The sequence below is a fragment of the Paenibacillus oralis genome (assembly GCF_003863965.1).
Lineage (GTDB): Bacteria > Bacillota > Bacilli > Paenibacillales > Paenibacillaceae > Fontibacillus > Fontibacillus oralis.
The window spans coordinates 3526005-3551618 of record NZ_RRCN01000001.1 but is presented as its reverse complement, the minus strand read 5'-3'; the positions used below and the strand labels follow the sequence as shown (position 1 = coordinate 3551618).

22 protein-coding genes are annotated in these 25614 nt (G+C 52.4%); 7 read left to right on the top strand and 15 right to left on the bottom strand.

Features of this window, described 5'->3' with window-relative positions:
* Positions 1-66: 66 nt before the first annotated feature.
* The 5 genes from EHV15_RS15850 to EHV15_RS15830 form a co-directional block, all read right to left on the bottom strand.
* On the bottom strand, positions 67-852 hold the full coding sequence (locus EHV15_RS15850; RefSeq protein WP_246061613.1) for an ABC transporter permease: 786 nt from the start codon (positions 850-852) through the stop codon (positions 67-69).
* Positions 836-1750, bottom strand: a complete 915-nt coding sequence (locus tag EHV15_RS15845) for an ABC transporter ATP-binding protein (protein ID WP_128632052.1) — start codon at positions 1748-1750, stop codon at positions 836-838. The genes EHV15_RS15850 and EHV15_RS15845 overlap by 17 nt, the downstream gene beginning before the upstream one ends.
* Positions 1751-2232: 482 nt before the next feature.
* A complete protein-coding gene (locus tag EHV15_RS15840; protein ID WP_128632051.1) occupies positions 2233-2898 on the bottom strand; it encodes a PDDEXK family nuclease in 666 nt (221 codons plus the stop codon).
* Between the two features lie 682 nt (positions 2899-3580).
* Positions 3581-8179: a glutamate synthase large subunit gene (gltB, locus tag EHV15_RS15835; protein ID WP_128635377.1), complete on the bottom strand. Its 4599-nt coding sequence runs from the start codon at positions 8177-8179 to the stop codon at positions 3581-3583.
* 322 nt (positions 8180-8501) lie between these two features.
* Entirely contained in the window at positions 8502-9083 is a 582-nt protein-coding gene (locus EHV15_RS15830) for a TetR/AcrR family transcriptional regulator (protein WP_128632050.1), read from the bottom strand.
* 296 nt (positions 9084-9379) lie between these two features.
* Here EHV15_RS15830 and EHV15_RS15825 point away from each other — a divergent pair, with 296 nt between their 5' ends.
* Complete coding sequence (locus EHV15_RS15825) at positions 9380-10567, top strand: MGDG synthase family glycosyltransferase (protein ID WP_128632049.1); 1188 nt, start codon at positions 9380-9382, stop codon at positions 10565-10567.
* 69 nt (positions 10568-10636) lie between these two features.
* Here the strand turns inward: EHV15_RS15825 and thpR are convergent, their stop codons facing one another.
* Positions 10637-11209, bottom strand: coding sequence for an RNA 2',3'-cyclic phosphodiesterase (thpR, locus tag EHV15_RS15820; RefSeq protein ID WP_128632048.1), 573 nt, complete (start codon positions 11207-11209; stop codon positions 10637-10639).
* A gap of 145 nt (positions 11210-11354) precedes the next feature.
* Between thpR and EHV15_RS15815 the strand changes: the two genes are divergently transcribed.
* Positions 11355-13052, top strand: a complete 1698-nt coding sequence (locus EHV15_RS15815; protein ID WP_128632047.1) for a methyl-accepting chemotaxis protein — start codon at positions 11355-11357, stop codon at positions 13050-13052.
* Between the two features lie 80 nt (positions 13053-13132).
* On the opposite strand, the gene EHV15_RS15810 is transcribed toward EHV15_RS15815, so the two are convergent.
* The gene (locus EHV15_RS15810) at positions 13133-13597 is read right to left on the bottom strand and encodes a Dps family protein (RefSeq protein WP_128632046.1); all 465 of its coding nucleotides are present in this window, start codon (positions 13595-13597) and stop codon (positions 13133-13135) included.
* Between the two features lie 284 nt (positions 13598-13881).
* A complete protein-coding gene (locus tag EHV15_RS15805; protein WP_128632045.1) occupies positions 13882-14265 on the bottom strand; it encodes a DivIVA domain-containing protein in 384 nt (127 codons plus the stop codon).
* 183 nt (positions 14266-14448) lie between these two features.
* On the opposite strand from EHV15_RS15805, the gene EHV15_RS15800 reads away from it, so the two are divergent.
* Positions 14449-15408, top strand: a complete 960-nt coding sequence (locus tag EHV15_RS15800) for an MraY family glycosyltransferase (protein ID WP_425464475.1) — start codon at positions 14449-14451, stop codon at positions 15406-15408.
* A gap of 69 nt (positions 15409-15477) precedes the next feature.
* Here the strand turns inward: EHV15_RS15800 and EHV15_RS15795 are convergent, their stop codons facing one another.
* The 5 genes from EHV15_RS15795 to EHV15_RS15775 all read right to left on the bottom strand — a co-directional run bounded on the left by EHV15_RS15795 (position 15478) and on the right by EHV15_RS15775 (position 18885).
* Positions 15478-15771, bottom strand: a complete 294-nt coding sequence (locus EHV15_RS15795; RefSeq protein WP_128632043.1) for a hypothetical protein — start codon at positions 15769-15771, stop codon at positions 15478-15480.
* Positions 15768-16817 (bottom strand): ABC transporter substrate-binding protein, encoded by a 1050-nt coding sequence (locus tag EHV15_RS15790; protein WP_128632042.1) that lies wholly within the window; start codon positions 16815-16817, stop codon positions 15768-15770. The genes EHV15_RS15795 and EHV15_RS15790 overlap by 4 nt, the downstream gene beginning before the upstream one ends.
* A gap of 22 nt (positions 16818-16839) precedes the next feature.
* Positions 16840-18156, bottom strand: coding sequence for a M56 family metallopeptidase (locus EHV15_RS15785; RefSeq protein ID WP_128632041.1), 1317 nt, complete (start codon positions 18154-18156; stop codon positions 16840-16842).
* 1 nt (position 18157) lies between these two features.
* Positions 18158-18535 carry a BlaI/MecI/CopY family transcriptional regulator gene (locus EHV15_RS15780; RefSeq protein WP_128632040.1) on the bottom strand — a complete coding sequence of 126 codons (378 nt, stop codon included), beginning with the start codon at positions 18533-18535 and terminating at the stop codon, positions 18158-18160.
* Between the two features lie 134 nt (positions 18536-18669).
* Positions 18670-18885: a twin-arginine translocase TatA/TatE family subunit gene (locus EHV15_RS15775; RefSeq protein ID WP_128632039.1), complete on the bottom strand. Its 216-nt coding sequence runs from the start codon at positions 18883-18885 to the stop codon at positions 18670-18672.
* A 174-nt stretch (positions 18886-19059) separates the two neighbouring features.
* On the opposite strand from EHV15_RS15775, the gene ytaF reads away from it, so the two are divergent.
* The 4 genes from ytaF (at position 19060) to EHV15_RS15755 (ending at position 21795) form a co-directional block, all read left to right on the top strand.
* On the top strand, positions 19060-19671 hold the full coding sequence (gene ytaF, locus EHV15_RS15770) for a sporulation membrane protein YtaF (RefSeq protein ID WP_128632038.1): 612 nt from the start codon (positions 19060-19062) through the stop codon (positions 19669-19671).
* Positions 19672-19724: 53 nt separating this feature from the next.
* The gene (locus EHV15_RS15765; protein ID WP_128632037.1) at positions 19725-20399 is read left to right on the top strand and encodes a peptidylprolyl isomerase; all 675 of its coding nucleotides are present in this window, start codon (positions 19725-19727) and stop codon (positions 20397-20399) included.
* Between the two features lie 142 nt (positions 20400-20541).
* Complete coding sequence (locus EHV15_RS15760; protein ID WP_128632036.1) at positions 20542-21483, top strand: hypothetical protein; 942 nt, start codon at positions 20542-20544, stop codon at positions 21481-21483.
* Positions 21484-21552: 69 nt separating this feature from the next.
* On the top strand, positions 21553-21795 hold the full coding sequence (locus EHV15_RS15755) for an NHLP leader peptide family RiPP precursor (protein ID WP_128632035.1): 243 nt from the start codon (positions 21553-21555) through the stop codon (positions 21793-21795).
* 79 nt (positions 21796-21874) lie between these two features.
* Here the strand turns inward: EHV15_RS15755 and EHV15_RS15750 are convergent, their stop codons facing one another.
* Both EHV15_RS15750 and EHV15_RS15745 read right to left on the bottom strand, forming a co-directional pair.
* A complete protein-coding gene (locus EHV15_RS15750; RefSeq protein ID WP_246061611.1) occupies positions 21875-23824 on the bottom strand; it encodes a sensor histidine kinase in 1950 nt (649 codons plus the stop codon).
* A 600-nt stretch (positions 23825-24424) separates the two neighbouring features.
* A complete protein-coding gene (locus tag EHV15_RS15745; protein ID WP_128632034.1) occupies positions 24425-25435 on the bottom strand; it encodes an SPL family radical SAM protein in 1011 nt (336 codons plus the stop codon).
* Positions 25436-25614: the final 179 nt, after the last annotated feature.

Genomic DNA, 25614 nt, shown 5'->3' with positions numbered 1-25614 from the left:
CCCCTAGCATTGTGAAAAAGTTCCCACCTGCATGAAGAAGCCAACGGGAACTTTCTGTTTTAGGGGTTAAGCCGCAACATCCCTTTTTTTGAACACAAACCAGGAAATAAGGAGAAACAGCATGACATACGCGGCCAGAACCGCCGCCGAAAAGCCCAGCGTCATCCCGGCAGGACCTGTCCGCCCGCCGTAATATTGGCTTAAATTCATGTTCGTGAACAGGATGTATTTGGCCCACGGAAAGCGCACCGGATTAAACAGCATCGCGAAAAGGTCTCCGGCAAACAAAATAAAAATCGATAAACCGATGGCCAGGCCGCCGGAGCGAAAAACGGTGGACAGCATAAAAGAAAAAATCGTGATCACGAGAAATTTTATGTAGTCGTACAGCCAATTTTCCAGGATGGACAGGGCCGGACTTTTCCCTTCCGGAAACAAGGCCGAAGGCATGTTCGGATAGATAAGAAAAGATACCGCCAGCGCCGCGGCAAAAAACACCGCCGACATGGCCAGCGTAAACAACAACACGGCCAGCAGCTTGGAAGCGAGCACCTTCGTGCGGGTCCAAGGACGGATCAGCAGCAACTTGATCGTTCCCCACGTAAATTCTCCGGCCACCACATCGGCAGCGGCGATGGCGGCGAAAATACCGACGAGATAATACAGGAAGGTCAGCTGATCCACGACGTCCCAGGCGCTGAGGGTGGAAGTTCCCCCATCCAGCGCATACAAAATCCCAAACAGGAACGTCAGCAGGACGAGCAGCCCGGCCATAATCCAGGTGCGCAAACGGCGGTATATTTTCATATTCTCGTTTTGGACGAGCCTCCAAAAATTACTCAATGCGCCCACCTCCCGTAAGCTCCAGAAATTGATCCTCCAGCGAACGCGTCAACACCTGGATTTCATAAACGGAGATGCCCGCCATGACCAGCTTGGCATTGATTTCCGCGGCCTTGGTGCGGTCCGCCGTGACGATAAAGCGGCCGCCTTGGGCGCGACCGGCTCCGATAATCTCGGCGGCCCGCTCCGCGTCGCTGACCTCGAAGGCCATTTCCCGTCCTTGCTCCGCTTCCCCTTCCGTCCGCAGCGATTTGACATCGACGAGCCGCCCCTGCTGAATCACGGCCACCGTATCGCACATCAGCTCCATTTCCGCAAGCAAATGGCTGGATACGAACACGGTCGTGCCTTCTTCGCGGGCCAGCGTCCGCAAATAATCGCGGAGCTCGCGAATCCCCTGCGGGTCAAGACCGTTGGTCGGCTCGTCCAGCACCAGCAGCTTGGGCCGGTGCAGTATCGCTTGAGCGACGCCAAGCCGCTGGCGCATCCCCAGCGAATAGGTTTTCACCTTGTCGTGGATGCGGCGCTCCAGGCCCACCAGTTCAACCGCTTCCCATATCCGCTGCTTCGTCACTCCCGGCGACATCCGGGCATAGTGCAGCAAATTTTGGTACCCGGTCAGGAACTTGTACATCTCCGGATTTTCCACAATCGCCCCCACGTGCGAAATCGCCTGCTCAAAACGATGTTTGATGCTGGTCCTTTGAATGAAAATATCGCCTTTCGAGATCGACATCAGCCCGACCATCATGCGAATCGTCGTCGTTTTCCCGGCCCCGTTTGGCCCCAGAAACCCGTAAACCTGCCCCGCCGGAATGTCCAACGTCAAAGCATCGATCAACGTCTTGGAGCCGATCGTTTTGCTCACGCCCTGAATCCGTACAACGGGCTCCTCCGTCACCGTCATGTTGCTCCCCCTCGCTTTTTGTTTATCGGTAGTTTCTTGCTTCGAAACTTCTTATTATACTTCAAAATGTGCAGCAAAAATAATGCCTGGCTAAAACAACACCTAGTATGCGTGGCGCATTGATTGCACGATATCACCGAACTTCACCATCATAATCAGGTAATATTTCTATATTCTACCACAAAAGGATATTCCCCTAAACCACTTGTTTCCAGGTCAAACCTATATAGAAAATAGACGATTATAGTCAAACATAAGTTACGAACTTACTCCTAAGTATCTTGCACGGCCATACAACTCAGCTTCTTCTGCCGCTTTGCAAGGACAAACAAGCTTACCTTCCTGCCGCCTTGCAGGGACAAACAAGCTTGCTCCTCCTGCACGCTTTGCATAGCAATCCAGCTTACTCCTCCTGCACGCCTTGCATGGCAATCCAACCCGCTCCTTCTGCTCCCCAGATCCTTTTTGCTGGTCTTTTAAGCCTAGTGAAGATAGTTTAATGCCAGTTCCCGGAGCTCGTATGCGCGAACCCCACGTCCCGTTTCGATAGGGGCCAGCAATCCTTTGGCCGTAAGGGAACGCAGCCGATTGCGGGCGGTTCTGAAATCGATATCAAACGCATCGGTCACGTCCTTGGGGCGAACATGCCGTCCCAGTCTCCAGGCTAAGAGGAGAATCTCCTTTTCCGTGACGGGTAATGGCCGATCAATGCCTTTCCGTAGAAGACGAGGGCTAATCACCATTTGCAGCAGCATTTGGCACACCTCGGGGCGCCTTTGAATATCATCAAAGGAAAAATGAATCATCTTCCAGCCAATCCCGGTTAAAAACGTGTCCCTGTTCAGCGCATAGCTGAACTTCTCGCGATCCATGTCCTTGACATGGCTTTGATAACCGTCGCATTCCAGCCCAAACCGACCGAAGGCCGGCAAAAAGGCAAAATCGAGAAACTGTGACTTTCGGTTCCAATCATACACTTCATACTCCGGGTGCAGGTTATCAAGAGTTCCGAACAGCGGCCACCACACATTTTGCAATAGAAGTTTCTCGGCATATTGATGCCCGCGAAGCAGCCTGCCTTTCCTTTCCCCCGTCCTGCGGGACAAGTGGTATTCCATAAACGCCTGATGCGCTTCCTCAAACTCCATAGGTTTATCCCCCCATCGTCACAAAAAATAAAAGAACGCCCCAGCGCCGCACCATGCAAATACAGATGCGTAAAGGGACGTTCTTCGTCTGAGACTAGTATAGCACGTGATCAATCTGATAGGCAAAGCCGGATGAGAGAGCACGACCGAGTGGAGAGCATCGTTACGTGAAGAAGTAAGCCGGACTAAATCAAACCCCGACGAAAGGCCAAGTCCGATGCAAGCCAGACTAGAACACAGTTGGACCAAAGTACACCTGAAAAAGCTTAGTCACGCTATAGGTTGCTCAGCTCACATTGGAAAATATCCAATAGATATGGAAAATCACTTCCAATATAACAAGTGTGATTGGATTTTTTCCAATAGATTCACCCCAACACCGATAAAAGAGCCTGATTGAAGCAAATCTATTGGATTTTTTCCAATCAAGCCGCCAAAATTGCCGCTACTCGGGCCAATCTATTGGATATTTCCAATCACCATCAGATCTGAAGCAGGTTATGAAGTGGATTCGACGTCAAACTTGTATTCAGCAGGAGGGTGGGCTTACGTTTCGGTGCTAAAACCCGACTTGATTAAACACGCACCTATGAAAAAAACCGGAGGCCTGAGATCAACTCAGGTCCTCCGGCTTTTCCGGTTTATAACTCGTATATTCGCTCCCGATATGCCTCGTTATCCGTCAGCCCTTGCCGGTTCTGGCCAGTTCGCGCGTGTTGGCTTCGAAGGCGGCGAGCAGCGCGGCTTCGCCTTTGAGGCCTTCGTTCTCCACTTTGCGGATTTGCTCCAGCATCCGTTTGTAGTCTTTCGGGATGACGCGAACGAACTTCGGCAGGTATTCGTTCCAATTATCGAGCACCCGGCGCCCCACCGCGCTGTCCGTGTACAGGACATGCCGGCTGATCATCGTGCGGAGCTGATCCGCTTCGGCCGCATCCTCGACCGCTTCGAGCAGCACCATCTCCAGGTTGCAGCGGCCGGCGAAGTCGCCGCTCTCGTCGAGCACGTATGCGATCCCGCCGGACATCCCGGCCGCAAAGTTGCGGCCCGTTCCGCCCAGGACGACGACGCGCCCGCCGGTCATGTACTCGCAGCCGTGGTCGCCCACGCCTTCGACGACGACATTCGCGCCGGAGTTGCGGACCGCGAACCGTTCGCCGGCGATGCCGCGAATGTACGCTTCGCCGCTCGTGGCGCCATAGAACGAAGTGTTGCCGATGATGATGTTCTCCTCAGGCACGAACGTCGCCCGCGGCGAAGGCTTCACGATCACTTTGCCGCCGGACAATCCTTTGCCGGTGTAGTCGTTGGCGTCGCCTTCCACGGTTAGCGTCATGCCTTTCGGAGTGAAAGCGCCGAGGCTTTGGCCCGCCGAACCTTCAAAGTGCAGCGTGATCGTGTCCTCCGGCAGCCCTTCGGCTCCGTAGCGGCGGGTTACCTCGCTGCCCAGCACCGTCCCGGTCGCCCGGTTGACGTTGCAGATCGGCAGGTGCGCGCTGACCGCTTCCCCGCGTTCGAGCGCCGGCGCGGCGATTTCAAGCAGCTTCGTCACATCCAGCGTCTCTTCGATCCCGTGGTTCTGCCGCTTCGTGCAGTAACGGCTGCCGCCTTCAGGCAACTCCGGCATATGCAGCAGCGCGTTCAGGTCTACGCCTTTCTTCTTCCAATGCCCCACCGCCTTGACGGTGTCCAGGCAATCGGTGCGGCCGATCATTTCGTCCAGCGTGCGGAAGCCAAGCTCGGCCATCCATTCGCGCAGATCTTCGGCGACAAACTTCATCAGGTTCACCACGTGCTGCGGATCGCCGGTGAAGTTCTTCCGCAGCTCCGGATTTTGCGTCGCCACCCCAACCGGGCAGGTGTCGAGCTGGCAGACGCGCATCATAATGCAGCCGACCGCCACAAGCGGCGCCGTCGAGAAGCCGTACTCCTCGGCACCCAGCAGGGCGGCGACGGCCAGGTCGCGTCCGGTCAGCATCTTGCCGTCGGTTTCCAGCACGACGCGGTCGCGCAGATTGTTCAGCATCAGCGTTTGATGGGTTTCGGCGAGGCCCAGTTCCCAAGGCAGACCCGCATGGCGGATCGAGCTTTGCGGCGAAGCCCCTGTTCCTCCGTCATAGCCGCTGACCAGGATCACGTCCGCCCGGCCTTTGGCCACCCCGGCCGCGATCGTGCCGACGCCGGCTTCGGACACCAGTTTGACGTTGATGCGGGCCTGCGGGTTGGCGTTCTTCAGGTCGTAAATCAGCTCCGCCAAATCCTCGATCGAATAGATGTCATGGTGCGGCGGCGGCGAGATCAGGCCTACGCCAGGCGTTGATCCGCGCACCTCCGCAACCCACGGATACACCTTGCGGCCCGGCAGCTGTCCGCCTTCGCCCGGTTTTGCCCCCTGGGCCATCTTGATTTGGATTTCGTCCGCATTAACCAAATAATGCGAAGTGACGCCAAACCGGCCCGAGGCCACCTGCTTGATCGCGCTGCGGCGCAAATCGCCGTTGGCGTCCGGCACGTAACGCGCCGGGTCCTCGCCGCCTTCGCCGGTGTTGCTCTTGCCGCCGATGCGGTTCATCGCGATCGCGATCGTCTCGTGCGCCTCTTTGCTGATCGAACCGAAGGACATCGCGCCCGTCTTGAACCGGCGCATGATCGATGCCGCGGATTCGACTTCCTCCAGCGGCACCTTCGGTCCTACCGGCTTCAGCTCCAGCAGGGAACGCAGCGTGAGATACTTTTCATTCTCCCCTTGAACCAGTTCGGCAAACTTCTTATATACCTTATAGTCGCCCGTACGCACCGACTGTTGAAGCAGATGCACCGTCTGCGGGTTGAACAAGTGTTCTTCCCCGCCGTCGCGCCACTGGTATTCCCCGATGGAATCCAGCACCTTGTCTTTGCCGTCCTTGTCGGTAAACGCCCGGAAGTGATGGTGGAGCGTTTCCTTGGCCACCTCGCTCAGCCCGATCCCGCCGATCCGGGAAGGCGTCCACGTAAAGTACCGGTCGACAAACGACGCCTCCAAACCGACCGCTTCGAAAATTTGCGCCCCGCGGTAGGATTGAATCGTCGAGATGCCCATTTTGGACAACGTTTTGACCACGCCTTTGGTCGCGGCCTTAATGAAGTTGTATACCGCTTTTTCGTACGACACGTCTTTCAGCATGCCTTGGCCGATCATATCCTTCAGCGTTTCAAACGCGAGATAAGGGTTCACGGCGCTGACCCCGTAGCCGAGCAGCAGCGCAAAATGATGAACCTCGCGCGGCTCCCCGGACTCCAGCAGGATGCTCACCTTCGTCCGCGTCTCCTCGCGGATCAAGTGGTGATGCAGGCAGGAGACGGCCAGCAGCGCGGGAATCGCCGCATTCTCCGCGTCCACGTCGCGGTCGGACAAAATCAGGATGTTATGCCCTTTGGCAATAACGCGGTCCGCCGCCTCGCACAGCGTATCAAGCGCCTTGCGCAGCCCTTCGGCCCCTTCAGCGGCCGGGAACAGGATCGGAATCGTAATCGCCTTGAATCCCGGACGATGCACATGGCGCAGCTTGGCAAAGTCCTCGTTGGACAAAATCGGCGAATCGAGGCGGATTTGCCGGCAGCTTTCCGGCTCCGGCTTCAGCAAATTGCGCTCCGGCCCAATCGTTGTTACCGTCGACGTAACCAATTCTTCGCGGATCGCGTCGATCGGCGGGTTGGTTACCTGCGCAAACATCTGCTTGAAGTAGTTGTACAACCGCTGCGGCTGATCCGACAGCACGGCCAGCGGCGCATCGTATCCCATCGAAGCGACGTTTTCCGCCCCGGTCAAAGCCATCGGCTCGAATACTTTCCGCAAATCTTCGTACGAATAGCCGAACGCCATTTGACGCAGGGCGATATCCTCATGGCTTTCCGCGGGAAGCTCCAGCGCCTCCGGCAGGTCCTCAAGCGTGATCAAATGCTCGCTCAGCCATTCGCGGTACGGGTGCTCTTTCGCGATCGCCGATTTCACTTCCTCGTCGGAAATGATCCGCCCTTCCCGCGTGTCCACCAGCAGCATCCGCCCCGGACGCAGCCGGTCTTTATAAAGCACGTCCTCTGCCGGAATATCGAGCACCCCGACCTCCGACGACAACACGATCAAATCGTTTTTCGTCACATAGTAACGCGACGGGCGCAGACCGTTCCGGTCAAGAATCGCGCCGATCTGGATGCCGTCGGTAAAGCCCATCGCCGCCGGTCCGTCCCAAGGCTCCATCAGCGAGCTGTGATACTCATAAAACGCTTTTTTATCGTCATCCATATCGCCCAGCCCAACCCACGGTTCAGGAACCATCATCATCGCCACATGCGGCAGGGAACGGCCGCTCAGACACAGAAATTCAAACGTGTTGTCGAACATCGCCGTATCGGAGCCGTCCGGATTGATGATCGGTTTGACCTTCTCCAGATCATCGCCGAAGGCATCGGTTTCGAGCATCGACTGGCGGGCATGCATCCAGTTCACGTTGCCGCGCAGGGTGTTGATCTCGCCGTTGTGGATCATGAAGCGGTACGGATGCGCCCGCTCCCAGCTCGGAAACGTATTCGTGCTGAACCGGGAGTGGATCATCGCGATCGCCGATTCCAGGCGCTCGTCGCGCAAATCCAGGTAAAACTGGCCGACCTGTTCCGTCGTCAGCATCCCTTTGTAGACCACTTTACGGCAGGAAAGGCTGGATACGTAAAAAGCGTCCCCGCCTTCCGCCCCGCTGTACCGGATCGCCAATTCGGCCCGGCGGCGGATCACGTAAAGCTTGCGTTCGAAGGCCAGCTCATCCCGCACCCCTTCGGCGCGCCCGATAAAGATCTGGCGAACGAACGGCTTAGCCGCTTTGGCCGATTTGCCGAGCATGTCGTCCCGGGTAGGCACGGTGCGGAAGCCGATCAGCTTCTGGCCTTCCTCCTCAACGATTTGCGTCAGCAGCGCCTCCTGCTTGCTGCGGAGGTCCTCGTCATGCGGCAAAAACAGCATGCCGACGCCATAATGACCCGGCTCAGGCAAAGCGAATCCGAGGCTTTGCGCTTCCGCGGCAAAAAAACGATGCGGGATTTGCAGTAAAATACCTGCGCCGTCCCCCGAATTCGGTTCGCTGCCCTGACCACCCCGGTGCTCCATATTCGCCAGCATCGTCAAAGCCTTGCTGACGATATCATGGGAGGCCTGGCCTTTGATATGAGCGACAAACCCCATGCCGCAAGCGTCTTTTTCAAAAGCGGGATCATACAGTCCCTGCTTGACTGGTGTAACGGTGTGTTTCATCATCTGACGCAACCTTTCTATAGTTAAAATAAGCGATAATTAACGAAACATTTTATGAGCATGATAACCTTCCCTTGGCCGGATAAGCCCGGAACAATCTTTCTTTTATTCTAACGGAAAATGTCACGTCTGTTTTTGCACTATATTCTATTTCTTTTGCACTATTGATTATATTTTTCAGGGAATTCATCCGCTGCTTTCCGCGAAAGCGTTCTTACGTATGCAGGATATTCTTCCGGTGTGAAAATCAGCCAAAAAAAAACCGCCCCCGGTGATGTCCCAGGAACGGATGGCGATCGGCGGTATAGCGGGTTTGCCTGTCTTACTTTACCGGCGATAGCCCGCTTGCCAAAAAGTCGCGGATGAAATTTTTGATCTGGTCTTTGCTGAGCGGTTTATGCGCTTTGTTCCAATCCGACGTAAGGGTGATATACAACTTGAACACCACGAACGAAACGAGCTTGGGATCGAAATCGCGGATCTCTTTCCGCTCCACCGAGCGGGCGATCTGCCGCTCCAGATAATCCAAAATGTTGTTTTCGACCTGTTCCAGACCTTCGCGGGCCTTGGGCGTGCCGATTTCCCGCACTTCCTGCGACAGCTTGATGAGCAGTTCGTGTTCGCTCCGGTACTCCAATATCGCATCCATCACCCGGTGCAAATTATCGAAAAAACCCTTGTTCTCGTCCACCTCATGCTCGACGATCCGGCGCATATCGACAATCACGGAGCGCAGGATTTCGTCAAACAGTTCTTCCTTGTTCTTAAAAAAGGTATAAATCGTTCCCTTAGCCACATTCGCGATTTTGGCCACATGGTCCATCGTCGTCGCTTTATACCCGAACAGCGAAAACGATTTTTCCGCGGCTTCGACGACCTGCTTGCGGCGGTCCACCAGCGCCATGAGGGACACCTCCTTGTACAAAGTACATGTTATACTTAAGAAATAAATCCTTAAAAATCAGACTAAAAATCATTTTTGGTCATTAAGTCAATTTTCACTCTATCACTATTAAGCACCGACCGCAAGGCATTTTATCATCTTTTTTGGGGCATCCCCGGATCCCCCGCCCGCGAAAGCCCCCCGTCCAAGGTCCAGCTCCGTACCCGTCCCGAGCCTCTTTAAACCGATGCGAAAAAGAAATAAAATAGCCATGAGGAAAAGAGAATCCGGATTAAACTTTGGAGCAGGTGAACGACATGCGTAAAAAAAGAGTGCTGATCTTATCGGAAGGATTCGGAAGCGGCCACACCCAGGCCGGACACGCTCTGGCCGCCGGGCTTAGAAAGCTCGCTCCGGATATCCAGACGAAGGTGATGGAGCTCGGGTCGTTTTTGCATCCGACGGTAGCTCCGTGGATTATATCCGCTTACCGGATGACCGTAAGCACGAGTCCGGCTCTGGTCGGCAAGCTTTACCGCAAAAATTATGAAAAACCCGTGAGCAAGCTGACGCGCCTGGCGCTTCATAAAATGTTTTACCAGCATGCCGCGGATGTGATCGATCAATTGGATCCCGATCTTATCGTTTGTACGCATCCGATTCCGGCCGCCATCGTTTCGCGGCTGAAGGCGTCCGGGATCGATATCCCGTTATGTACGATCATTACCGATTACGACGCTCACGGTTCCTGGATCAGCCCCGGCGTGGACCGGTTTCTCGTCTCCGCGCACGAGGTGAAGGAGCTGCTGCAGAGCCGCGGCGTATGCCCGGCCAAAATCCAGGCGACCGGCATCCCCGTCCATCCGGATTTCTGGGCTAAGCAGAACCCCGTGCAGGCCAGAGCCGAGCTGGGGCTGAAAAATATGCCTACCGTGCTTGTGATGGGCGGCGGATGGGGGCTGTTGTTTGACGAGGATCTGATCGCCGGAATAGCGGGCTGGCTGGATAAAGTTCAGTTCGTGTGCTGCATGGGGAGCAACGACAAGCTGGCCCAAAAGCTGCGCAGCCACCCGGCCCTTCAGCATCCCCACATGAAAGTTCTCGGCTTCACCCGCGAGGTGAGCAAATGGATGGACGCCGCCGATCTTTTGATCACAAAGGCCGGCGGCATGACCTGCACCGAAGGCCTGGCCAAAGGCATTCCGATGCTGTTTTTCGATTCGATTCCGGGGCAGGAGGAGAAAAACCGCGAGTTTTTCGTCAGCCGCGGCTATGGCTCCGAATTGACTTCACTGGACATTTTGGACGATTGGCTGGCCTTTATCCGCGGCAGCAAGGGAATCTCCACCCCCGTTCCAACGCAGCACAAGCGGACCGCCCTCTCCTCGCCTTACCAGCCGGACCAATGCGCCGCAAGCGTGCTGGATCTGCTGGAAGCGGCGGACAGTTTGTCCGCCAGGGCCCATCTCCCCGCCGAAAGCCTTGCCGAGCAGCGGGCCAACTAGCAGAGCGAGGGAAAAAATGCCGCAGTCCAAAGTTAACCGGCAAAACCGCCAGGCCCGTCAGGGCCTTTTTTATTGGCTGAAGCTGACGGTCGCCACCGTCTCGTACATGGGCCGCTCATGCATATGCGTTCGGTAGACCACCAGACGGTCCGCCGTCCAGGAACCGAATGCGGCATCCTCCTTCAGCACCTCCGCATTGATCGCCGCCGCGTCTTCACGGTATTTGCGGGCCAGCGTAATATGCGGACTGTAGTGCCGCTCTTCGGGAACAAAACCCAGCTCCCGGTTGGCCTCGGTCACCTGGCGGTGCAGCCGGTCCAGCGCCGGCAGGTCCCCTTTTACCCCCGCCCACAGCACGCTTGGGCTGGCCGGGCGGCCAAAGGTGCCGCAGCCGCCGGCTTCCAGCGAAAAGGGGGCCACGCCAAGGACCGCTTTCCTGAGGGAGGCTTCCAGCTCCCCCAGCCGCTCGGGCGGCATGTCTCCCAAAAATTGCACCGTAATATGATAATCCTCCGCGTGCACCCATTTGCGGAACGGCAGCCGGTCCCGCCGCTGGCGGCACCAGTCGTCCAGCTTCCGCTTCACCTCGGCCGGAATGGGGACCGCCACGAACAAACGCCATTTCTCCCCGGTTTCTGTCATGTCATGTCACCCCTTGTGATTTTTTTCCCAATTATTTATTTTTAGTGATGTTGTTTATTTGTCGTAAATATTTTCTCATTATAATGTGTCTTAGACCATTCTACATATTCAGACATCATTCCGCAAAAAAGAAAGGGGAGAAACCATGGGATTCGCACAAAAAATAACATCCGTCTTAATCGGACTGCTCGTCATCGTCGGGCTTTTACTCGGTTTTTTCGGTTATCGGATGACGTACGCCCAGGTCGAACAGTCCGTTGGCATCGAAACCGTCGGCTGCGCCAACATTACGACCGGCCTCGTCGACCCGAAGGATATCGAAGCTCTGGCCCAAGGGGACCGGGCCGGCCTGGCGGAGCTGGAGGAGCGCCTGAACTGGACGGTGGCTCATAAGCCGCTGTTCAAAGAAGTGTTCCTCATGTCCCTGGACGGCCAAATCCTCGCCGCTGACGAAAATTTGCAAAAACGCGGGTACCGGGCAGGGGATTCGTTCTACTTCAGTCCGCAGGACCGGGATATGATTATGACGATGAAACATTCCGTTTACACGAAGGTTTATGACTACGATGGGGCCAAGCTGCTCAGCGGTTACGGACCGATATACAGAAACCACGATCCGAACCAGGAGATCATCGGCTTGATGGTCATTAACTTCGATGCCTCCATTATCGGGGAGCGCACCTGGGATATCATCGCACTGCCGTTCGCCGTCGGCGGGGCCGTATTTTTGGCCGCCGTGGCGTTCATTTACTTTTTCATCCACCGCATGATCCGTCCGCTGGAAACTTTGTCAGGGCAAGTTGACCGCGTGGCGCAAGGCGATTTGACCGTGGAGCCGCTGCGGCTGAGCAGCCGGGATGAAGTAGGAAAGCTGACGAGAGGTTTCGGGGAAATGATCGTCAGCTTGCGGCGGCTGATTAGCGAGGTGAACGATACGTCCATGCAGGTGGCCTCCTCATCGCAGCAGCTTTCGGCCAGCGCCGAACAGACAGGACGGGCGGGGGAGCAAACCGTGCATATTACGCAAAAGCTGGCGGAAGGCGCGGAGACGCAGCTCCGCAATTTAGAGGCAAATTCCGAGGCGCTGCGCGAGATGTCCGGTACGATCGCTAGAATCGCAAGCCGGGCCGAAAACGTAACGCAGGCGGCGCTGCAGTCGTCCGAGGCATCGCGGCAAGGCGGGGAATCGATCCGCCTCGGCAGCGAGCAAATGGCAACGATGGAGCTCAAAATCGTGCAGCTCTCCGCGCTGATTCAGGGGCTTGGGGATGATTCCAAAGAGGTTCGAAGCATTCTGGACATCATCGCCGAAATTGCCGCCGAAACCAACCTGCTCGCGTTAAACGCTTCGATCGAAGCGGCCCGGGCCGGGGAACACGGCAGCGGTTTTGCCGTCGTGGCCGCCTCCGTCCGCAAGCTTGCGGAGCGGTCGGCGGACTCCGCCCGGCAAATCGCCGCGCTGATCGAACATATCGTGAAGCAAATCGAAGCAACCGGCCGGACGATGGACGAGACCGTCCTGGAAGTTAAGCGCGGCGCGGAGCTGGTCCGCAGTGCCGGGCGTTCGCTTGCCGATATCGGCAATTCGGCGGAATTTACCGCCCAGGCTATAGCCGATGTCAGCGGAAACGTGCAGACGCTCTCCGACAGTTCGCAAAGGCTGGTTCATTCGCTTGAGGACATTGTCAAATTCGCAAGCGAAACCGCGGAGAACGCACAAAGCATGTCCGCCGCTTCTGAGGAACAGCTAGCCGCGATGCAAGAAATCGATGCTTTGGCCAGCCTCCTGTCTTCCTTGTCGGAGAAGCTTCACGGGCTCATCGACCGCTTCAAAGTCGTTTAAGCAAAGCAAAAAGACCTGCCTGGCAGCAGCTCGGCTGCCAAGGCAGGTCTTTCGTTTGCGGCGGTGTTTAATCCATCAGCTTATTTGCCCAGGTAAGCGTTCAGCATCCAACGATGTTTGTCCAGGGCGGAAAGCACGCCGAGCAGCAAATCGCCGGTCGCTTCGTCTTCGACTTGAGCGGCCGTTTCCATAGCATCTTTCAGATCGCTGGACAGCGTCTCGAAGTCAGCGATGATGGCGGCTACCATTTCGTCGGCCGTCTCTTTGCCGCTCGCTTCCTTCAAAGTGGCGATCGACAGCGATTCGCGCAGCGTGGCGACCGGAGTTCCGCCGATGGCGAGCAGGCGCTCCGCGATATCGTCGATGTATCCGGCGGCTTCATCGTACAAGGATTCGAATTTTTCATGGAGCGTAAAGAAATTCGAGCCTTTTACAAACCAGTGGAAATTGTGCAGCTTCGTGTACATCAGAGTCCAGTTTGCGATTTGCAGGTTCAATTGTTTTTGCAGCTGTTGGTCAACTTGAGTCATCGTTTGATTTGCCATTTTAATTTCCTCCTATGTTCAAAAATTTTAATGCCCTTTTCGCTTTGCCTTGTGCCTTTTTAAAATCTTAAATTTAGACTAAATCTAAATCTTGTTTATATATTACCACTTGACGTCCAAAGATGCAAGTCTTGGAAACATGAATATCCCGTGAAGATTGAACAGGACTGTTTATTTTCGGGACTGACGACTATTCTTCGCCTAAACGGATGCCAATATGCAAAAAAACCGGCGCCTTCCGCGTCGGTCCTTCGAATGTTCACACACTTTTCCCTGTTTCCTATTTATTTATCCTTGCGAACCTGTAATTTTAATTGTTCCAGACTGCGCTCCAACTGGCGGATTCCGTCTTCGACGAGGCGGCGGTCCACGGCGTTTTCCAGCTCAAGCTGCGGCTTGCGGGCGGCAAACGCCTTTTTCTCTTCTTCCCAATAGGCCTGGCGGCGCTGAATTTCCTTATATTTGTCCAGTAAATCGGTGATAATATCGTAAAAGCGCTCATAGTCGACGATGATCTCGTCAAGGAAACGATCCACGTCCTCCTTTTCGTAACCGCGCATTTTGACGTCAAATTCCTTTTCGTGAATGGAGAGCGCATCCAGCTTGATGCCAAGCTGTTTGAACAGACCTTTCTGGTCTTCAAGTTTACGCGAGTAATCGTCTTGCATTGTTATTATCCCTCCGTACGGTTCTTGCCTTTTTCTATAATGTACCACAGATCCAGGCCTCAGTTCATCTTTCGCTTGTGTACTGTATGCTGCTATTGTAGCATGTATTCGACAAGTTTTAAGATTCTTTTTATAATATGGGGAGTAAATGCAAATCAGTCTATTCATCTGGTGGTGAGCAAGATTTTATACGTACTTTCCTTTTTGCTATCGTTTTTGATCGTTTATTTTCTCATTCCGCCGCTGGGCAAGCTGGCCTTTCGTCTCGATTTTGTGGACAAGCCCCGCGCCGACAACGAGCGGAAAATCCACCGGCAGCCGATCCCGCTGACGGCGAGCTACGCGATCTTTACCGGTTTTTTTGTTTCGTACCTGCTGTTCACGCGGGATTTCTCCTGGGAAACCGGGGCGTTATTTGGCGGAGGCCTGCTGCTGCTCGCGATCGGCACCGTCGATGACTGGTACAAAACGAAAGGCCGTGATTTTCCGGCGCTGCCAAAGCTGATCGTGCAAGTATCGGCTGCCGTGCTGGTCTATTTTGCGGGCATTCAATTCAACGGGTTCGTGAATCCGCTGAGCGGCCATTATGTTTTTCTTCCCGAATGGCTGCAGTTTATCCTGACGATTTTGTGGATTTTCGGCGTAACGACGGTGATCAATTTCTCGGACGGGCTCGATGGGCTGGCCGGGGGGTTGTCGGCCATATCGGCCGTTACATTGTTTGTGGTGGCCGTGACGAAAGGACAAACGAATTCCGCCATGCTGTCGATCACGTTGATCGGGGTTACGCTCGCTTATTTGCGCTATAACAAACCTCCGGCCAAAGTGTTTATGGGCGACGCCGGAGCGACTTTTCTCGGCTTTATGCTGGCCGTGATCGCGCTGGACGGCGCATTTAAGCAAGCGACGGTGCTGTCTCTGTTTATCCCGGTTCTGGCGCTCGGCGTACCGATCTTCGACAATCTGTTCGTCGTCATCAAACGGATGCTGCAGGGCAAATCACCGTATCAGGCCGACGCCAGCCAGGTCCATTACCGGCTGCTCCGCGCCGGCCTCAGTCAGAAGCAGGCGGTCATGGTGCTTTATTTGGTCAGCACCTGCCTTGGACTGTCCTCGATTATATTGCTGCTGCTTCAAATCTAATGGCGCGCGGACAAAAACAGGCGGCCGGTCTCCGAAATTTGCGTTCGGAAGCCGGCCGCCTGTTTATTTTCACTTCAAGGCGTCGTTCAATATAAATTGCCCCTCTGTCTGAATTTGTTTGATCGCCTCGTCCAAAGAAACTTGCTTTTCCATAACCCTTTGCAGTTCTCTTTGCAACAGTTCTTCGAACAATGAATAAAATTCCCGCGGAATATTCTCTTCCAAACTATGGTTTGCAATATTGGGTCTTAGTGAATAAAAACTGTTAAGGTCAATTCCAAGCTCCCCATAATGGCCCATTCTGGACAAAATATTGCCATCCAGAGACATGCCCTTGACTCTCGCGTAATCGTCGCTGTTCACGTATTGATAAACTCCCATGCCGTTTCCGCATTAGCCGATCCGTTTCTAATGGACCATATCTCTTTAAGCTGTATATCATTGGATAGATCGCGTGAAAGCGAATCTACCGGCCCGGCTGCTGTTCCTAATGAAAATGCGGCATGGTCCCGATTTCTGCCCTGCGCCTTTTCAATATCCTGGAGCAAAAGTAAATCATCCACCGTCATCGCCATAGAACCGTTTATAAACGGATCGTTCATTAAATAATCACGATAGCCGCGATCTGTCTGCTCATCCGGCGGTATATAAACGTTTTCAGAGGTGCAAGCGTCCAGGGCAAGCTGAAAAACTTCCCGCCAAGCGGGCGAATTTATCGTTACTTTCATATTTTTAGGGTCAACAACGCGGAGTCCTTGTGTTAAAGCGATACGATCAGCCAAAATGTCGACGGACAGGCCATCCTTCAAGCCAAATCCGTATAATCTTCCCCCATGGCTATCGTACCGCGGAAACCGCTTCGCCAGCTCAATCAGTTCCGCCCAAGTCATTTTATCCTGTGGGGGCGTTATTCCGTATTTTTCAAACAAGGTTTTATTGTAAAAAACGGCCGTTTCGTAAAATCGGGGGCTTAGTCCATAAATGGTTCCCTTCCCTTTCTCTTGCAGCAATTCGATGATCGCGGGATAGATACTTTGCAAATTATAATTGTCTTTATGAATAAACGAGTCCAATTCCATGAGCAGTCCTTCTTCGATATACCGCTCATATTGCTCCGCCTCCAACAATAGAACATCCGGCTGCTCCCGCTTTATAAATTCGATTTCCGCTTTGTCCATATCATCTTCGGAAGCGTAATCTATATGGCTATAATCCAAAACTTCAATTTCGATATCAGGATATTTCGTTCTAAACACGTCGCCATATTGTTGATTAAAATATTCCTCGCTATAGTACATCACTTTCAACGATTTCGGTTTATCGGGAGCCGCTTGCGGACTGCCCGCGCATCCTTCAAGAAGCAGCGCAAAGATGATCAATATGCCCCATGCGTATTTCCCCTTGAACAATTTTACCGCCTCCGGCAAGATCTTAATTTTTATTTGCCTTATCGTATTTTTCCCGGCTGACAGGCGATAGGCCGATCAGTTCATTGTCGGCATTTCGCTCAGCCTCTAAATCGATAGCACCGTTGGGAAAGGTGAAAAAACGGTAAGTCCCGTTCCCGTCCAGTTCATCCGCAAAAGAACGGACTAATTTGCCGTCGTAGTAAAAACGGTTCATTTTTTCATCATAAGTTAAACCGTACTTTTCATATACGGCATAACTCTGCGCGGTCTCTTCGCTGTCCAACCAGTTCGCCGTGTCCGCTTGCTCCCGGGCCGATGTAACAGCTTCTTCAGCATACGCGCCGGCGGCCGCTTCTTGATTAGCCGGAAAGGCTATACCCGAGCCTATTGTTCCTAAGAGGATAAGACTAAGGATGGCGATACCGTTCTTTTTCTTGGCAATATCCATGATGACGAATATTCGCTGTTTCATCTCTTCTAATCCTCCGTAAAAATTGGTGGAAAACATCGTTTGCAGCTTGGATTGATTCCTGATTACCCGAAGGATCGTCTCACTGTATTGCTGCCTTGCGGCATAACCCGCCCCTTTCACCACCTCCGCATCGCAGGAAATCTCGCATTGCTTGGCAATCGACTTGGCCATCAGATACACCGCGGGGTTAAACCAGTGCATCGCCGCCGCAATAAATACCAGGCTTTTATACCAAATATCTTTTCGTTTAAAATGGATGAGCTCATGCTTGAGGATATACGGCAATTCATCGGCGGAGAAATGCTGTGCGGGCAGTAATAAAGTCGGGTTTACGAAACCGATGATCATCGGACTGGCAACACAGGGGACTATTTGCAATCCGACCTGTCTGGTGATGCCGATATCGCTTTTAATGTTCAACAATATTTCATACATTTGCGGATCTGCGGGTTGCCTCCACCGTTTGACCAGCTTGAGAAAACGATAATGTTTCAGGCCATGATAAGCGGCGAATATAGCGGCTCCAGCCAGCCATAAGCCACCCGCTGCTTGCTCCCAGGAACTCACCGTCGTTAATCCCGAGCTCTCTTTGCCGGCCGGGATAAAAGCTGAGGTGCCCGCCGTATCTCCATATTCCGGCATGACTTGGCGAATCTCGGCGGGGGGAATGATATTCAGCGGAATTAAAGCCGCATCGGTGTGGAGCCTGAGCGGAAAAATAAGCCCGGCCACAATGACCGCCCAAGCATAATAAATCCATTTTGCGGCATATCTTCTCGACAGCCACGGGGTGACGGCCGTAAAGCCAAATATAAGGACGGTCATGGAAATGGAGCATTCGATCAATGCACTTAGAAATTCCCGCATCTTACTTCCCCCGTTTTCTTGCCCAGTTTAGCAATTCTTCAATATCGCGGGCACTGAGCCGTTTTCCGTCATACAGCGCATTTACAAAGCTAAGAACGGAATTTTCGTGATAAAGCTTCATAAACTTTCCCGTTTCAAATTTCAGATAATCCTCCTTGGCTATAAGCGGAAAATAGGTGCGTTCCTTGCCGTTTTTCTCCGTTCTTAGGAACCCTTTTTCCACCAGTCGCATCATCAGGGAAATGACGGTAGGCGCTTTCCACTCGCGTTCGTTGCCCAGTTGTTCCATAACCATGCTTGTCGTGATCGGCGGTTCATTGGCCCAAGCGACCTTCATGATTTCAAACTCGGTGTCAGGCAGTTTTTTGAAGCGACTCATTCGCTATCCAGCTCCTTTTTAGACAATTGCCTATAATCATGTTATACACTTGCCTAAAATGAAAGTCAATATTTCCCACACCTTCTTTAGCAACAAAAAAAGGCACCGGAAGGTGCCTTGCCCATTTATCGCTATTATGAAGTTTTGTTCGTCTCCCCCGAGGTGGCCTGAATCTCTTGAGCTTGGGGCTTCTCTTCCTCCACCACATCTCCGCGCGCGCCCCGCTTAAACTCCTTCAACATCGTGCCAAAGCTGCGCCCAAGTTCCGGTAGTTTGCTGGGACCAAACAACAGAAGCGCCGCAATCACCAAAAGCAGCAGATGAGACGGACGCAACAAATTTTCAAGCACATTTATCACTCCTAAGGGTTATCTTTGTGGTAATTATACTACTTTCTGACACCCAAAGGAAACCGTTTTATTCGCGATCAAGAAGATGACTTTTTTTGAACTACCTCTATAAGAAACCAAAAACCGCTTCTGGGCATATGCTGTGTCATCACGTAACGCAAAGGAGCGAACATCATGAGTTTAAACGGTCTGCTCGCTGTCATCGCCATCGGTATTGCCTCCAACCTGGATAATGCGGGTGTCGGCATCGCTTATGGAGTCCGGAAAATCCGCATACCTTGGTATTCCAATTTGACTATTGCTCTTATCTCTTTTTTGGCCACTCTGGTGTCGGGGTTGTTCGGAAGCTGGATTTCCTCGTGGATTCACCCTTGGGTGGGGCAATTGATCGGCACGGTCGTCATCGTTGGGGTCGGAGTATGGGTGCTGCTGCAACCGTACATAGAAAAAAAACCGTTGCCGCCGTCCGGCGAAGCGAACCCGCTGACCCGGCTGCTGCGTTATCCTGAAGAAGCCGACAAGGATAGCTCGAAATCGCTCAGCCTGGGGGAATCGGTCCTGCTGGGCATCGCCTTGGCCATGAATGCGCTGGCGGGCGGATTTAACGCCGGAATTACCCAACTCAACATATGGTACACCTCGCTGTCCGTCGGCGTTTTCAGTTTCGTGCTGCTCTCTTTATGTGCCGGATTAAGCCAAAAGTACGCAGCGGAGAAATTCGGCACCCGTGCCACCGTTATTTCCGGATTGCTGCTGATTTTAATCGGAATTCATCAAATGTTATAATAGAAAAAGGACATGTAAAATTCTCAGCTTAAATCGAACCGGAGGTCATAGTTATGATAAAAAAAATGATGCAGCGTCCGCTGCTGCTGAGCTTGTTTGCTCTGCTTCTAATCGCGGCGGCCGGATGCGGTCAGACCGCCACCGGCGCCGAACAGGATTCTTCGCCGGCTTCCGGCACCGGAAATGTGGATACGAGCGGAGCCGCCTCGCATCCCGTCGTAACCATCGAAATGGACAGCGGCAAGAAGATCAAGCTTGAGCTGTACCCGGAGGTGGCTCCGAATACCGTGAACAACTTTATTTCGCTAGTGAAAAGCGGATTTTATGACGGAACCACCTTCCATCGCGTCATTCCGGACTTCATGATCCAGGGCGGCGACCCGGACGGCATTGGTACCGGCGGTCCAGGCTACAGCATTAAGGGCGAATTCAAAACAAACGGCGTAGAGAACAATCTTAAGCATACAACCGGTGTGCTATCTATGGCGCGTCTAGGAGATAATCCTGATTCAGCCGGCTCCCAGTTTTTCATCATGGTTGCGGATGCCCCACACCTTGACGGCGACTATGCCGCCTTCGGCAAAGTCACCGAGGGAATGGACGTTGTGAATGAAATCGTGAGCCTGCCGCGCGATACGCCGGACAAGCCGAGCAATCCTCCAGTGATGAAAAAAGTCACGGTGGACACACTTGGGAAGGAATATCCCGAACCGGAAAAAATTCAATGAAGTTTGAAGACCGCATGCGCAGGCATACGGTCTCTTTTTTTGGTTCCGCTGGGGACAGACGCTGTCTCTGGCGAATTGGAACAAACACGGCCTGCCATTATATAATGTTTATATATTTCCTATTTATGGGGAGGTCGTATCCTTGATCTGGTTTACTAGTTTTGAAAAAGAGCTGGAGATGGCTTTCAGCGACGCGGAAGAGATTTTGTCGGGAATGCCTGAAGCCTTCCGGGGACAAGCTGTTGCCTACCTTGACAGGTTTCACGCAATAAAAAGGGGCGGTTCCCAAAATTACATATGCTACCTGCTGCCGTTTTGGCTGCAGGAGGCCGCCGGCACCAAACCGGAGGACAGCCGGCGCTTTACCGTGGCGATGATTTTCGTCATGATGTATTACCATTTGATCGACGAAGTGATGGACGATCCGGAGGACAAGGATAAACGCAAGCTGCCGCTGGCAAATTTGTTTCAATTCGAATTTTTGCAACTTTACGGCGGCTATTTTCCGGCCGCTTCTCCATTCTGGGGTTATTACCGCAAATACGCGGCGGAGTGGGCGGAAGCGGTCGCGTTTGAGAACGGGAGCGATTTTTTTCAGGAGGATCCAGTACGGGTGGCTCACAAGGCCGCCCCGGTCAAACTGTCCGTAGCGGGGGCGCTGCTGCTGGGCGGACGGGAAACGCGGATTCCCGCTTATGAAACGGCGGTGGACACGGTGTTGGTCACGCTGCAAATGCTGGACGATTGGGAGGATTGGGAAAAGGATTTAAGGGAAGGCAGCTACAATTGCCTGATTTCTTCCGTTCAGCAGGAGCTGCAAATCCCGCAAGACCGCCGGCCAACACCGGAAGAGATCAGAGAGGCGCTGTACGTGCGGGACATTCTGTTCACCTATGCGGAACGGACGGATCGTAACGCCTCCGCCCTGGCCGCCTCCGCTCGCGATCTTGCGCATTTGCGGGAGTTTCACGAACATCTCCGGCAAAGCCTTAAGCAAGGAGCGCAAGATCTCCGGGAGCAGCGAAATTTGTTGATTCGTGGCGGATTGGAGTATTGGCTGTCGAAAAACAAGACACTTACCTAGCACTTTGTCGAGTTCCATGGTATAGTAATGAGGAAATATTAACCTATTTTTTTAGGAAAGGGTGATCTTATGACAACAGGAGCTCTCCTTCAATCGCAAGTTATTGAGAAAGCATGGCAAGACCCCAGCTTTAAGGCGAAGCTGCTCGCCGACCCGAAATCCGCTATTCAGGAAGCGCTCGGCGTTATTCTCCCGGATCATATCAAGATTAAAACCGTCGAAGAAAGCTCTGACGAATTTTACATGGTGCTGCCGCCCAATCCGGCGAATGTGGTGAAAGGCGAGATTAAACCGCTTGGAATTTGGGACTAATAACTCCAATAATAAGCTAGCTTCAACACCGGCAGTCGGTTAATGGTGACGGAGCCGAACGGGTAGGGACCGAAAATGCTTATCCTGTAAAGTGTTCCTCCTGATTTACGGAAGGAAACCGGATAACGACTTCCGTCCCTGCCCCTTTTTCGCTGGTAAAATGAATTTCACCGTTCATTATTTCTATAATCCGGAATGTAACCATCAGCCCCAACCCGGTGCCTTTGGTTTTATTGGAGAAATAAGGTTCTCCTAGCCGGGCCAGCACCTCTTTGTCCATCCCTTCCCCATTGTCCTTAATATGAATCATGATGCTATCCTCTTCTTCATAACCCCAAATCAAAATCTCGCCTTCGCCATTAAGCGCTTCTATACTATTTTTTATAATATTGATGAACGCCTGTTTGAATTTTGATGAGTTTCCCTGGACATAGAGGTTTTTGGGAATATGAACGGAGATTTTGCCTCCCTGAAGATTGGCGAGCGGAATTAATATTCCTTCGATATGAATAAATTCATCAAGCACATTAAGGGCTGTTACCTTTCCGGCTTCAGGCTTGGCAAAGGTCAAGAAGTCCGTAATAATCCCCGACGCCCGGTCCAATTCCTCCAAAGCCATGTTTAAGTAAACTTTATCGGAGTTTTGCTGCTTCTCGGCCAGCAACTGTAGAAAACCGCGAGTAACTTGCAGCGGGTTGCGAACCTCATGGGCTACGGAAGCTGCCAGTTCGCTAATGATCTCCATTTTCTCCGAACGCTGCAGTTCATTGTTGAACATCTCCAACTGCTTCGAGTACTCCACCACCTGCTCATGATTTTCGGCAAATCTTCTGCCCAAAATAATAATCAACGACATCAGGAAGCAGACGACTCCCAACTTCCATAAAAATAATTTATAATACCCGGCATTATAGTAATACCATAGCAGTTCACTGGCACAGAGCGAGGCGAAAATTAAAAACCCTGTCAATAAAATGACCGCATCTTTATTCCCCTTGACGACATTGATCGTCAAGTTGCTGGCCAAAATAAGAAACTGGGCAATTATGATATACCCCATGATTTTAACGGTAATCACCGAGTAGAACATGTAAAAATGATTGGCCGACAGCTCATTGATAATCAGCACTAGTAAGCAAACCATAGAGTAAGCAACCAGGAATTTTCGCGACCGCCGAATCAGAGCATAGTACCCGGGGCCGAATATTTTTTCAAAGAAAAAGGTAAGCGAAGGAAGCAGGATAAACAACGACAGATCAAATAACGCCACAAGCAACCTGCCTGCTATATCATAGTCGAACAACCAATATACAAACGATGAGTACGTGAGTACGAGCAATCCGCTAGAAAAAATAATAGCACATAGGGAAAACCACATCGGCATGTTTACATATTTCAAAAAAACAGAACAAAAGAGCATAATTGCGGCGATAAATATCAGCGTGCTGCCCAGTATTAAATCCATCATGTTGCTTCTGACAAAGTCTTTTATTAATACCTGATGATGGCCGAGTTTAATAGAATCGAAAATACCAATTTTGTTGTTCACAGACGAGACTCCAATATAAACCGTTTGATAGGAATTTTCCGGAGTGATCGGGACCATGACGCTGTTGATGCTATAGTTGAATTTTCGCTGCGATTCGTAAACTGGGACTCCATCTATATTAACTACAATGTGCTTAGCGTATATTTTATCAATTAAAATAACCTGGGAATTACCGGTCAGCTCAGGAAGTTGGATTTTGGTCCACTGAGACATCCCCGCGTTTGGCTTTATTGGGATCTCTTCACCCGCCTTCACATCGATCCAGCCATCCAACGCCTCAAGCTGTGCCTTGCTCGGCTGCGGATCTAAACGGTCCGTCCAGGTGATTTGCCAGTGATCGATTTGGGTAACGTCCGATCCCAGGCCATTTGAACCTTTAAATAGAAAACCACTAAAAACCACCACAAGCAGCACGAAAAAAACAGCTACACCCTTAATCCAAAACTTCATTACAGCACCTCTGCACTTAATATAAAACAAGCTACCTTGTACATTTCGCTACAATCCCTATCAAAACCTCCAATAATATGGAAATGTAGAGAAAATTTTTTAAGTTTTTTGCACCACAGATATTTTAACGTTTATATGAAGTTTTAGCTATGAATAGTTACAAAAAAACTGAAAGAAAAATTTTGGGCTCAAGACCAAAATCAGTGCTTAACAAAATAAATGATGACGGAGATGGGAGGTTTGTCTCTCCAAACCACTTTGCACGATTATCCCTTTGGTTCAGAAAGCCAAGTCACATGAGCAAACGGGATAATCGTGCAAAGCCTCCGGATAGCGAGTCTCGCTCCAGTCGGCGTTTAATGGATACCTTGGAACAAGGAATAAATGCCGTGAACTATAGGAGTTGTCGCTGCAACGCGAAAAACCGCAGGCGATGCCTGCGGTAAGGCTCTAACCGAATATTCATAACGGATAGGGCATGAAAATTATTGATCAAGCAATTTTACAAGTTCATTTACTGGCAACCCTGTTACAGTCGCTATTTGATCAATCGGAAGACCTATCTTCAGCAAATTCTTTCCTCAGGAATATCTCCTTACAAAAATAATAGCACCTATAAACTTCGCTGACTTAAAACGGAAAAGAAAGCTGCTCCACCTCCGGGGTAGTCTCCCGCTCGGATACGGCGCAGGTAGGCTGCGGGACGGCCCCCGGCCGCCAGGCCGGAGCTTCCGTGCCGTTGCCGGCTGAAGCCTGAGCCCCGGGCATTTCCGTACCGGTTAGACCGTGTTTGGCCAAAAGGGCGCGTGCTATCTTCTTAAAGCGGTCCGTGTACCATTGCTCCGCATAAGCTCCGGCATAAAGCGCCCGGTAGCGGGGCAACAGCTGGGGATCATGCTGCTGCAGCGTCCGGAAATACCAGGCTTTCACGTCCGGCGATAGCCTAAGCAATGAAATCATGGCAAAGCCGGCGCCGTGCTCCTTAGCCGACCGGAGCAAGTTGTCCAAACCTTCCTCCGAATCGGTCAAAAACGGAAGAACCGGGGCGGCGAATATGCCGACGGGAATACCGTGCTCCGCCAAGTACTTCACGGTGGCGAGACGCTTGCCAGGATGGGGCGAAGCCGGCTCCAGCTTGCGGATCAGCTCGGCATCGAGCGTATTGACGCTGATGTTCACCGAAACACCGGGGATTTTGCGCAAAATGTCGAGGTCCCGCATCACCAGCGGAGATCGCGTCGTCACACTGGTATGAATCCGGTATTTGGCCAACACTTTCAGGCATTCCCGGGTGATCTGCCCCTTGGCTTCGACGGGCTGATACGGGTCGGTGGCCGTGCCGATCGCCACCTGCCCGACATGCCGGCTAACGGCCTCAATGTCGTATGCGAACTTTCGAGCCAAAGCCGACAACTGCCGCTCCAGCGCCTCCGCCGCATTTTCCTTGACCGAGATATGATATTGGAATTCGTCCTCCGCGCTTCTCCCGAGAAACGTCTGGAACGCCCTGGCATAACAGAAGCTGCATCCATGGCCGCAGCCGCGGTACGGATTGATCGACCATGCGAAGGGCATCGCTTCCTCCTTGACGCGGTTTAACGTTGTTTTCGTCTGGATATGTTCATAATGGGTTTCGGGCATACCCTTCCCTCCTTGATTAATCTCCTGCAAAAAACATAAGGGCAACTATCAAGCACCGATTTCTAGGTTGATCCTCATTTTTGCCATTCATTTTTTCCATTTTGTTAATCCTAGTATACCAAACATATGTTCTTATTCAAAGCGTAAAGGGACTCCAGATTTTTCAAGTGAAAGTTGCT

Excerpts from the sequence above, each read along its gene's own strand:
- EHV15_RS15745 (WP_128632034.1), bottom strand. The coding sequence starts at position 25,435 with ATGCCCGAAACCCATTATGAACATATCCAGACGAAAACAACGTTAAAC.
- gltB (WP_128635377.1), bottom strand. The coding sequence starts at position 8,179 with ATGAAACACACCGTTACACCAGTCAAGCAGGGACTGTATGATCCCGCT.
- EHV15_RS15805 (WP_128632045.1), bottom strand. The coding sequence starts at position 14,265 with ATGCAAGACGATTACTCGCGTAAACTTGAAGACCAGAAAGGTCTGTTC.
- EHV15_RS15845 (WP_128632052.1), bottom strand. The coding sequence starts at position 1,750 with ATGACGGTGACGGAGGAGCCCGTTGTACGGATTCAGGGCGTGAGCAAA.
- thpR (WP_128632048.1), bottom strand. The coding sequence starts at position 11,209 with ATGACAGAAACCGGGGAGAAATGGCGTTTGTTCGTGGCGGTCCCCATT.
- EHV15_RS15825 (WP_128632049.1), top strand. The coding sequence starts at position 9,380 with ATGCGTAAAAAAAGAGTGCTGATCTTATCGGAAGGATTCGGAAGCGGC.
- EHV15_RS15810 (WP_128632046.1), bottom strand. The coding sequence starts at position 13,597 with ATGGCAAATCAAACGATGACTCAAGTTGACCAACAGCTGCAAAAACAA.
- EHV15_RS15765 (WP_128632037.1), top strand. The coding sequence starts at position 19,725 with ATGATAAAAAAAATGATGCAGCGTCCGCTGCTGCTGAGCTTGTTTGCT.
- EHV15_RS15780 (WP_128632040.1), bottom strand. The coding sequence starts at position 18,535 with ATGAGTCGCTTCAAAAAACTGCCTGACACCGAGTTTGAAATCATGAAG.
- EHV15_RS15815 (WP_128632047.1), top strand. The coding sequence starts at position 11,355 with ATGGGATTCGCACAAAAAATAACATCCGTCTTAATCGGACTGCTCGTC.
- EHV15_RS15830 (WP_128632050.1), bottom strand. The coding sequence starts at position 9,083 with ATGGCGCTGGTGGACCGCCGCAAGCAGGTCGTCGAAGCCGCGGAAAAA.
- EHV15_RS15785 (WP_128632041.1), bottom strand. The coding sequence starts at position 18,156 with ATGCGGGAATTTCTAAGTGCATTGATCGAATGCTCCATTTCCATGACC.
- ytaF (WP_128632038.1), top strand. The coding sequence starts at position 19,060 with ATGAGTTTAAACGGTCTGCTCGCTGTCATCGCCATCGGTATTGCCTCC.
- EHV15_RS15755 (WP_128632035.1), top strand. The coding sequence starts at position 21,553 with ATGACAACAGGAGCTCTCCTTCAATCGCAAGTTATTGAGAAAGCATGG.
- EHV15_RS15840 (WP_128632051.1), bottom strand. The coding sequence starts at position 2,898 with ATGGAGTTTGAGGAAGCGCATCAGGCGTTTATGGAATACCACTTGTCC.